The organism is Enterovibrio nigricans DSM 22720 (assembly GCF_900167155.1).
GTDB lineage: Bacteria > Pseudomonadota > Gammaproteobacteria > Enterobacterales > Vibrionaceae > Enterovibrio > Enterovibrio nigricans.
The window spans coordinates 1-10016 of record NZ_FUXU01000108.1 but is presented as its reverse complement, the minus strand read 5'-3'; the positions used below and the strand labels follow the sequence as shown (position 1 = coordinate 10016).

Genomic DNA, 10016 nt, shown 5'->3' with positions numbered 1-10016 from the left:
TGTTTCCATTTGAATTCGTTGTTGGCCATCTATCCGTTATCCGCCAGGGAGAAATGAGACGATTTTGGATCACTACGGATTTTTTGCAACAACCCCCTGAAAACACATCCCACAAAACCGCATGCCCGTTTTTAATAATGTTCAATGATAACGTTTACTCTTGTTCAGCGTACAGAGTCACTTTCACACCCAAACCTGGGTGGCGATCGTGTAAAGAAATCGTCCCGTGATGCAGACCAGCGACGGCTTTTGCCAACGATAAGCCCAGCCCTAAACCACCGTCCGTTCGGCTTTTATCCACGCGGTACAAGCGTTCAAACACACGGGCTTTTTCACTTTCAGGAATACCCGGACCATTATCATCCACGGTAATCCACACCTCGTTGTCATCGCGTCCACAACCTAATGTGATTTCACTCCCTTCAGGGCAATAACGCAGGGCATTTTCGATTAAATTTGCGACTTGCTGTATGAGTAATTCGCGATCACCTTGAAGCAAGAGTGGCACTTCGCTGTTATCGACTTTTAACGTCATGTTCGCGTCTTCGGCAACGTCGATGTAAATTTCGGCCACAGTATCAACCACTTTGGCCAAATCAATCTCGGTAAATCGACTCCTTCTGGCACCAGACTCGATTTGCGAAATGCGCAGCAAGGCATCAAAAATAGAAGCCAACCGCTGTGAATCTTCCAATGCATGATCCAGTTCGCTTAGAAATGCCTCAGAATGCGGTTGAGGTGCTAACTCTGCTTCATCGCGCAATGTCAGTAAGTTATGACGCAAGCGCGTAATGGGTGTTTTAAGCTCGTGTGCGATATTGGCGGAAATATCGCTCATCGCGGCAACAGACCCTTCGAGCCGCGAGAGCATTTCGTCAACAGATACTGAGATTCGTGCAAGATCATTGTAGGTATGTCGCTCGCCAGTTCTGACGGAAAGATCGCCCTCCGCAGCAGAATTCAAGACGTGTTCGATACGGGAAATACGTTTTTGGCTATGGCGACTCAACGCCGTCACAATGACCCCCGTGAGCAATGACACAAGCACACCCGAAAGCACAAAACCCGAGGTCAGCACCGCCATGATTTCATCATCTTCTATCGGGTCATCATCTATCTTTTTGTTCTGCCCTTTAACGAGTTCCCGGGATTCCTTGACGATTTCCTGATTCTGATTGCCAAGCTCATAATCAACATACAACAGCGTCACTGACGCCATCAGTATCAGACCAAAAATCAGCACCACACCAAACATCAATCCCTGCTGTGCAGCTGAACTTTTCATCCAAGCGGGCATGCGCTTAATTGCACCACTCATTGAGAATGTGGCACGAATGCGTTTTTGCGTCGATTCAAACGACTTTCGCATCATTTTTCCCCACCTTCTTTACGTTCGAGCTTATAACCTGCGCCACGCACCGTCTGGATCAGCGTGTCACCAAAGGGTTTTTCAAGCTTGTTACGCAAACGACTGATATGGGTTTCTACAACGCTGGTTTGAGGATCAAAGTGAATGTCCCACACATGTTCAAGCAACATCGTTCGCGTAATAACGCGACCGGGATGACGCAAAAACAGCTCCAAAATTCGAAATTCTTTTGGCTGCAAATCCAGTGAGACACCCTGACGGGATGCGGCGTGTTCAAACAGATTGAGGACGACATCACCATAAGCCAATTCGGGTTTGGTTTCGGTAGATTTGAGCGCAGAGCGGCGCGATAACGCGGTAATACGCGCTAACAACTCAGAAAAGGCAAAGGGCTTTGTGAGATAGTCATCGCCCCCCGCTTCAAGACCTTCTACACGGTCATCCACGCCACCTAATGAGGTGAGAAATAAAATGGGAATGCTGATTTGTGCAGCGCGTAGTGCTTTCACCAGCGACAAGCCATCCAGCCCCGGCAGCATGCGGTCAACCACGGCGACATCATACTGTTCTGTCATGCAAAGATAGAGGGCGTATTTGCCATTGTCGGCGACTTCAACCTGATGTCCTGCCTCACGTAGCCCCTTCTCTACAAAGCTGCTGAGACTAGTATCATCTTCCACCAGTAATACGCGCATTGTGATTCTCTCTTATTATTGTTTACGCATTGTTGCGGCATTACGCCGCAACAATGGGGTCATTTTCCACATTATTTGCCGGATTCGCGACGTCATTTTTTGCTTTATGCTCATGCCATTTGGCAATAATGACGGCGGCAACACCTGCAAGTAAACATGCGCCTAGTGTAACCAGTCCCATCATGAAAAACAGCGAGAAAGTTACCACTCCGACGATAGCGCCAAGACCATTTTCACGTACTTGCTTTGCTACCGATTTGGCACGCATCCAAAGACGGGATGTTTTCATTGATTCAGTCATTATGTTTTCTCCAACGGGTGCGAATGCGCACCCGTATTTAACGTATCAGAGGAATTAGGACTTCGCCGGGTTCACAGCATCGATTTTTGTTTCAACGCGCTTGCCATTTGCGTTCAGCATTTCAATTTCATAGGTGATGCTGTTGTGGTCATCATCCATTTCAACACTCCACGCTTTGCCACCTAACTCGGCTTCCGCTTGTTGAACCGCCGTTTCCAATGAAAGGTATTGGCCGCTTGTGACACCTGACAACCACAGGGCGTTTTCGACTTGGTCGTCATGATCATCATCATCGTGATCTCGGCGTTGTTGCGTCAAAATCACTTCGCCAGTCGTCGCGTTAACAACGGTATGGATTTCTTCACCGTTTTTGCCAATCAGCTCTATTTCATAGATTGCTTGGCCCATTTCAACATCTCTTTCCGCTTCCATCGGTACTGCGTTAGTGTTGTTTTTCGCAATTTCTACTGCCTGAAGCAGAGACACAGAATCTTGGTTTAGTGAGTTTGGCGCGTCACCTGCATAAGCGGTAAACGCCGTCATACCGAAAATCATTGCCACAGCAGCAGGTTTAAAAACGTTAGACTTTTTCATCATTAATTCCTCGTATTGGGTGTGAACCCGACAAGGTCTGTTCCCTGTCGATGTATGTACTTTACCCACGTGAATTTGCGTGAAGTTTTCCCGAACTATACATTTTTGTAAGGTTTATCTATGCACGTATGTCCGTTGATGAAGTAGGTGCATCTCATTGGTTTACACTGTAAAGGTCACCCCTGATTTGTGACTTTATTCACAACCTTCGTTACTACCTTCCCGCGCCCCCCCCTATTTTCCGTCACAATCTAGCTCTTCGTTCGTCTCAATTGTTAGCGATGTCTTCTTTTAGTCTTACCCCTCTTTCACTCGACCATTGCCCAGCATTGCTTGATTTTGAAATCAGAAATAAGGCGTGGTTTGAGCAACATATACCAGCCCGTCCGGCGCACTTTTTTGACTTACCCGGTCTGACCCGCGCTACACGTCAATCTCTGGATTCACAAAGCCCTCACACCCACCTTATGTTCGTTGTCGAAAATGCACAAAAGCAGATCATTGCGCGGGCAAACATCAATGAGGTTTTTGACGACCATGCTGTGATTGGTTATAGGGTATGTGAAAGGGAAACAGGGAAAGGAATCGCAACGAAAGCGGTTACTGCATTACTTGATGTGTGCAGACACGAGCTCACGGTGGATCATGTGATAGCGAAAACGACGTCACAGAATATAGGATCGCAGAAAGTACTGCGCCGCGCCGGTTTCATCTGTATAGGTAAGGAAAAGAACGGAACGCTACTTCACCACCGATATTTCGACCTTTTAACCTACCAATTTCGATTACGTTGAGAGCAAGCCCGCCTCTTTCTGGCTATGATTTGTGGTTAATCCAAGATATTGGTGTAACGATACGATGATTGCTCAAAGAGTCTGTGCCGTGTCACCTCTTGGCGTCGAGAATGTTTAATTTTAGTTGCAGCTTTTTCAGAAAGTGTCTTGGCTCCCAGCGATAAACCCACATTTTCTCTAAGCTGGATACAGTTAATTCGTAGAGGCCAAGCGGCCGTCACACTGCAAGATAGAACACGCTTTCGTGGCAAACCGCCAGCGCCGGACCTTTGGAGTGCCCCAATGAATCAGCACGGCAAAATCAACTATGTTGAATTTCCCGCAGCCAATCTGCTCGCAACAAAATCATTCTTCGCTCAAGCCTTTGGCTGGACGTTCACCGATTACGGCCCAGACTATACAGCCTTTTCTAATGAAGGCTTAGACGGCGGCTTTTTCCGTTCAGAAAAACATGCCGACACAGAAGCTGGCAGCGCATTGGTCGTATTTTATAGCGAGCGGCTAGAGCAGACTGAAACTAATATTCGCCAAACTGGCGGTGAAATTATAAAGCCAATTTTCAATTTCCCAGGCGGACGACGCTTTCACTTCAGAGAGCCTAGCGGCAATGAGTTCGCAGTCTGGTCAGATAAATAAGGCCATCACGGAATAACAACAAAGGGGGGCCATTGGCACCCTTTGTACGTTTTATGACAGTATTTATTTTCGAGCAACAGGTACTCGGGCTCGGTCAGTGAGTGCCAAGTTGAAACTTCATCACGTGCTGCGGCCCCACTGGACCACCTAAATAAAGTGTGCCTGTGTCTTCAAAACCACACTTTAGGTAGCAATCATAAGCTGCCTTGTTTCTGCAGTTCACCGTCAATTGAACATTATCAAACTGTGGGTAGTATTCTTGTACATAAGCAGACAGCAGACGGATAGCTTTCGTTGCGATTCCTCGTCCTTGGTAACGCAAATCGACTAACAGCGCCCTTACACCTAGGGTAAAGCTGTCCGTAAAGTCAACACGCGTTGAGTAATCTAAATCCAATATGAAGAAACCCACCACCGTTTGATCCTCGATGATTAGGTACGGATGCTCTTCGACACTCAAGTTCGCAACAAGCTCGATGATATTACTTGCTGTAAACACTATCTGATCAGGGTGCACACGCAATGCGTCCGCCGCAGGCTCCCTAGCTTTGCTGTATTTTTCTATACTGACCATAAACCCAAGCCCTGTCGTGATTAATAAATAAACAGGCTGCCAGCTTTTCACCAGCAACGATAGGTTAAATACCGCATTTTATCTGCCACACTCAATGCAAAATAACAGCATGTTCACTTTTCCCTCACTTTGCCTTTTTATCACTCAAGACTAGCTTCAAAGGCAATCAGAAATAAACGTTTTAAATATTAGCACTTTAAAAAGCCTCCTAGCCCGCAGAAAGCTAAATCGCCAACCTTATTCAAAGCCACACAAAAAAATTACTTATCAATGGAATTAACCTCTCAAATAATATTTTTATCAATAACCCAACATTCCTAGCGGCCTATAAAATATTTCCGAAAGCAATTTCTAATCGCTTGCGTGAATAACGCGAATAATAAAAACAAAGAGAGCCAATATGAAAAAAACACTGATAGGACTCGCAATTGCGTCAGTTTTAACCACCAATGTACATGCGGAAACCGCTAGTTTTGAAGCATCTACAGCAAAGATCGTTGCTAGAATGGCCGAGCTAGCGGAGCTTGCAAAAGACCCAGTGAATGTTGTCACTGACGGTGAGCAAAAGTACCTTTCTTACAGAGGTAAAAACTTACGAATCAATTACGATGGCAATGTGAAGTTTGATTTGTTCGATTTCGACTCTGAATTTGAAACCGTTTTCGAATTCATCCCTGCAGAGTGGGAAAAATATTGGTATGACGGCGGTTTTGATATTTATCCGATGGGATTCTTTACCGCCGAAAAATGTACGTTCGGATTATATGCGGCTGCACGTGGTTCAAAAGATAACGACGGAAACTATATTTGGGAGCGTCCGCAAACAACGCATCTCGATACCCGTGAATGTACTGACCTGACACAAAACGCATCGATATTCTTCAACACCAATTCGCTCAATAATGATCTCGTTGGTAACCTACGCGGCGCGGTATTGTTCGCTCAGGCGCATATCGTGCCAGCAAGCCCAGATGCGCAGGATACACGCTCACATCTGGTCGCGAACCGTACAACCAAGGTCATGTTTAAACCTGAACATGCACCGACAGACTATACCGCCGTACAAGTTTCAGTTACCGATCGCGCCGGTAAACTTTTGGGGACGCTGGATATGCTTCACCCAAGCCAGCTTGCCAAGAACGTTCTAGCGATCCCAGAAATCCAAAATACTGCTATCGATTTCACGTTTAACCCAGAGAATGCGTTCGCGGTTCGTGACGTTTCCAGCGAAGCCGTTGCTGCTGCATTGGCTGTAAACGATGTAGTGGAACTAAAAACATGGAATGGCCATTGGCTTCGCGACATCGTCCTTGAACAAAACAACCCAGCGCTTGATGGCAAAACCTTCGCGTTTACGTCCAGTGCAGGCTACAACTCTGTCGTGTCGTATTACCAAGAGCGTAAAAAAACCATTGTTAATGGCACCACCACCGTCTTTAAAAACGTAAAAGGCACTTGGGTACTTGAAGACGACCTGATTTTTAACAAGATCGGCTACGGTGATGGATTCTGGTCTGCAGAATTACCGAAAGAGTGGGTGAAGCCGGGTGTCAACTTCTCGTTTGAAAACCAAGGCAATACGGGCTCTCTCGACAATGTAAAAGTCGGTGCCCCGACAGAACTTCTCATGCATACCATTGATGTAGGTATGCTTGTCGAACCTCGTCAAGGTTTCCATTTCCAATACGACAAAGAGGCGCAGCGCGAGTACTTTGAAACCGCACCGCTGAGCAAAATGGTGGTAAGCGAGTATGAGCCCGTGCACTTAACCGAAGTTATGTTGCCAGATGGCACCTTGTTAACAGACCACGATCCGAGTGAAGGCGGTTGGCATGGCGGTACGATGCGTCAGCGAATCGGCAAAGAGCTGATCTCAATCGGCATTAACAACGCTAACTACGGTATTCACACCACCACTGGTGTCGGCGAAAGCGAAAATCCGTATTTGGCAGCACAACTAACCGCACACAACACGCGCGGTGTTTATAGCAACGGTGTACAAACCCACGGTGGTTCAGGTGGCGCAGGGATGGTGACACTCGATAGCTCAATCGGCAACGAGTTCAGCCACGAAGTCGGCCACAACTATGGTTTGGGTCACTACCCTGGCGGCTTCGAAGGCTCCGTGCATAAACCCGCTCATATGACAAATTCAACATGGGGCTGGGATTCGTCGAAAGACGTCTTCATTCCGAATTTCGCGCCTCAAAACAGCGGTGGTGAAAGTTGCCATGATGATCTATGTGTACCCGCATTCAATAATATGTTCCGCTTTGGCTATGACTCAATGGCTGGTGGCTGGGCAATGTACGATGCACAACGCTTTACACTGTACACACCTTACGCGATGCACTTCATCCAAAAAAATCTTGAAAGTAAAGCCGTGTTTGATGAGACCTCTTCAACTGGCTTCCGCAAGTGGGATGAGACGACGGAAAGCATGGTCGAATATACACACAGCATCGACACATTGGAGACCACATCGGTTGATCCTTGGAATGCCAATGCTGACTATATCGCAGGCTTGCTGAACAACTTTGATAAGGTTGATTTATCAACGTGGAACGGGCATTGGGCGCGTGACATATCTGTGCCAGTCGCCTCTGCATCTAACAAAGGGAAAATCTTCACCTTTAAGTCAGATGCAGGTTACCACTCTTACTTAGACATCAACGGTGAGCAGATCACCGTGCCTAACGGCAGCCGTTTGCTGTATGTGTCGGATGGCCAAACATGGGTAAAAGATGGCGAATATAATGCGACGAAAGAACGCAAACCTGACGCGTTTGGCGTGCCTGTGACGACCTTAGTCGGTTATTACGACCCTCAAAACACCTTAGACAGCTATATCTTCCCTGCACTGCACGGTTCATATGGTTACGTCTATCCTGATGATGCTGCGACACTGTCTGCCAACAGTTGTGCGCTTGAGGTCGAAACAGCGAATGGCGCGGTGCTGAAGTATGCACTGAAGAACAACCGCCGCAACGCAGACAACATGAACAAGTTCCACGTTAACGTGGCACGCTCTGATAACCCTGTCCGCGCATCGGTAATCTGTGATGCTTCAGTGCTGGATGCTAAAGCTATCAGCCAACCAACGCTTGCCCCTGTTTACACAGTACAAGGTGAAGACACGCTGAAAGTGGCTACATTCAACACGTTTTCACAGCCAAATGTCCGCGTTCAAACGACAGAGTACGCCCCGCAACAGTGTGACCACGCAAACGGTGAACACAATCATTAATATGAACTGAGCGAATTAGCACGAAAACCAAAAAGAGAAACCAAAGTGGTTTCTCTTTTTTCTATCTGTCCGCATTCAAAATTCAATGCCAAACTCGAAATATCCTGCAGAATGAGGCTCTCCCCTGAGCCTTATATCTCTTTGACCATGTAGTAGAATCGGTCATCCTCTTTGACGACCGAGAAGCCTTCTCGCGTGTAAAGGTGAAAAGCAGGGCTGATCTTAAATACACGAAGCTTTACATGTTTAGCACCGTGCTCTGTGGCAATACGCGCAGCTTCTATTAGGGCTTGAGCACCAATCCCTTTGTTTTGAAAAGCCGTACCCACTTGGAGATCGCGCAAATAACAGTCGTCGTTTTCCATTGCTATCCTCACCGCACCAACAGGTACACCTTGGTACAAGATATCCCAGTTCTCCAACCCTGAAATCTGCTCCAGTATTTTGGACTGTTCCCAATCAACCGCATAGTGCGCGTAGTAGGGGCGCATGTTGTTAAACGTCAATTCGGCAGAACGCTGTAAGTCAGAGGTGGGCTGGAACGAAATCAAAGAAAAACGCCTCGTAAATATGCTGGTCCAAGTTTGCGATGACTCGCGGGGTAAAGCAGTAGTACCACTTCCCTTATCAAGGAGTAAAGCGCTGATACGAAAAGAGCCACCCTAGGGCAGCTCCATCATGTACTTTACCATTATCGTGCAGAGTATCCGCTTACCCGCCAACAGGCATTGCCACCAGTTGTACTTTAAAAAAGCGACGGCATTTTTCCAGAAATACGCCATACACGATGCCCAGTATACCGGAAACCAAGGCATTACTCGCAACCGCTGTCAGGATCTGGTTTGGCTCAGCGCCAACGGTAAACAGAATCGCTGCATACACGGGTGATTGGAAAACCACATAGGCAAAGAAATCAGCCACGCGCTTGGTCATACGAAATGGGAACTGGCGAGTAGCGAAGCGTAAAACATTGTCTCGAAATACACCGTAGGGCCAGGCAATCAAAATATTCACCGGGATTGACAGCAAACGAGACGCTAAAGATTGCTCAAAAGACATGCCTGACACAAAAATCTCAATCAACATGCCAGTAACAAAACTAAACACAACCATGGCGAACATATCAGCCACAACACTACGAACGCGATCAGCGCCTTTCATTTTTCTCCCCAAAATCGCATAAAAAAAGTAAAAACAGCCCTTAAAAGAAGGACTAAAATATTCAAGTATTAAAACAGAAGGTCGGTAGCGTTAGGCACCATTTTAAACAAATGAAACAGAATTTTATCCCGTTTAAATATTGTTTTTATGGCATCTTTAACTATTTAATTTTGAGGCATATTTTGCAGTAATGTTGTTCAATCCTGCCGTCTAGAAAGATCCCTTGCCATGATGAGAGCCAAGCCCAGTACCTGCAAGAAGAGGGCGAGATTTCGATAAGCCGAGATGTTCCCGTTTATCTCTCGCTGAGATTCGGCCAGTTGGAGGTTTTCGAGATAGAGTGAATCTATCTTTTCACGCAGGAGATCCTGCTGTTGGTCAATTTTCAGCATGATTTTGGGTAGATTCGGCTCCGTTGCAAAGTTTTAAGTTTCAGGCAATCTAGTGTCACCTTCCTCGTCGTTTATTAAGCATGACTGATTTCAAAGGGTGTCACTTTTCTGGCCTGGTTATCCTCTGGGCCGTCCGTTGGTACTGCAAGTATGGGGTGAGTTACCGCGAACTGGCTGAAATGCTTGAGGAACGAGGTGTCGATGTCGACCACACCACTCTCTATCGTTGGGTGCAGAAATACGCCCCTGAGAT

The 10016-nt window shown here is 46.8% G+C and carries 11 protein-coding genes and 1 pseudogene; 4 read left to right on the top strand and 8 right to left on the bottom strand.

Annotated features, from left to right (window positions below; genetic code table 11):
• Nucleotides 1-154: 154 nt before the first annotated feature.
• The 4 genes from B5D35_RS21130 to B5D35_RS21115 are packed head-to-tail and all read right to left on the bottom strand — an operon-like array spanning nt 155 to nt 2959.
• Entirely contained in the window at nt 155-1318 is a 1164-nt protein-coding gene (locus B5D35_RS21130; protein ID WP_101210570.1) for a sensor histidine kinase, read from the bottom strand.
• Nucleotides 1319-1368: 50 nt separating this feature from the next.
• Complete coding sequence (locus B5D35_RS21125) at nt 1369-2064, bottom strand: response regulator transcription factor (RefSeq protein ID WP_078754459.1); 696 nt, start codon at nt 2062-2064, stop codon at nt 1369-1371.
• A 40-nt stretch (nt 2065-2104) separates the two neighbouring features.
• The gene (locus tag B5D35_RS21120; RefSeq protein WP_078754458.1) at nt 2105-2365 is read right to left on the bottom strand and encodes a hypothetical protein; all 261 of its coding nucleotides are present in this window, start codon (nt 2363-2365) and stop codon (nt 2105-2107) included.
• 54 nt (nt 2366-2419) lie between these two features.
• On the bottom strand, nt 2420-2959 hold the full coding sequence (locus tag B5D35_RS21115) for a PepSY domain-containing protein (protein ID WP_078754457.1): 540 nt from the start codon (nt 2957-2959) through the stop codon (nt 2420-2422).
• A gap of 281 nt (nt 2960-3240) precedes the next feature.
• On the opposite strand from B5D35_RS21115, the gene B5D35_RS21110 reads away from it, so the two are divergent.
• On the top strand, nt 3241-3753 hold the full coding sequence (locus B5D35_RS21110; RefSeq protein WP_078754456.1) for a GNAT family N-acetyltransferase: 513 nt from the start codon (nt 3241-3243) through the stop codon (nt 3751-3753).
• Nucleotides 3754-4035: 282 nt separating this feature from the next.
• A complete protein-coding gene (locus B5D35_RS21105; RefSeq protein WP_078754455.1) occupies nt 4036-4389 on the top strand; it encodes a VOC family protein in 354 nt (117 codons plus the stop codon).
• Between the two features lie 94 nt (nt 4390-4483).
• Here the strand turns inward: B5D35_RS21105 and B5D35_RS21100 are convergent, their stop codons facing one another.
• Nucleotides 4484-4963 carry a GNAT family N-acetyltransferase gene (locus tag B5D35_RS21100; RefSeq protein WP_078754454.1) on the bottom strand — a complete coding sequence of 160 codons (480 nt, stop codon included), beginning with the start codon at nt 4961-4963 and terminating at the stop codon, nt 4484-4486.
• Nucleotides 4964-5363: 400 nt separating this feature from the next.
• On the opposite strand from B5D35_RS21100, the gene B5D35_RS21095 reads away from it, so the two are divergent.
• Nucleotides 5364-8210, top strand: coding sequence for a M66 family metalloprotease (locus tag B5D35_RS21095; protein ID WP_078754453.1), 2847 nt, complete (start codon nt 5364-5366; stop codon nt 8208-8210).
• A 131-nt stretch (nt 8211-8341) separates the two neighbouring features.
• Here B5D35_RS21095 and B5D35_RS21090 read toward each other — a convergent pair whose 3' ends face one another.
• From B5D35_RS21090 to B5D35_RS21080, 3 genes are all read right to left on the bottom strand, one after another.
• Entirely contained in the window at nt 8342-8761 is a 420-nt protein-coding gene (locus B5D35_RS21090) for a GNAT family N-acetyltransferase (protein ID WP_170915240.1), read from the bottom strand.
• A gap of 160 nt (nt 8762-8921) precedes the next feature.
• On the bottom strand, nt 8922-9371 hold the full coding sequence (locus B5D35_RS21085) for an L-alanine exporter AlaE (RefSeq protein WP_078754452.1): 450 nt from the start codon (nt 9369-9371) through the stop codon (nt 8922-8924).
• A 197-nt stretch (nt 9372-9568) separates the two neighbouring features.
• Nucleotides 9569-9763 (bottom strand): hypothetical protein, encoded by a 195-nt coding sequence (locus B5D35_RS21080; protein ID WP_244556691.1) that lies wholly within the window; start codon nt 9761-9763, stop codon nt 9569-9571.
• A gap of 80 nt (nt 9764-9843) precedes the next feature.
• On the opposite strand from B5D35_RS21080, the pseudogene B5D35_RS21075 reads away from it, so the two are divergent.
• Nucleotides 9844-10016, top strand: a pseudogene (locus B5D35_RS21075) (IS6 family transposase); the annotation flags it as partial.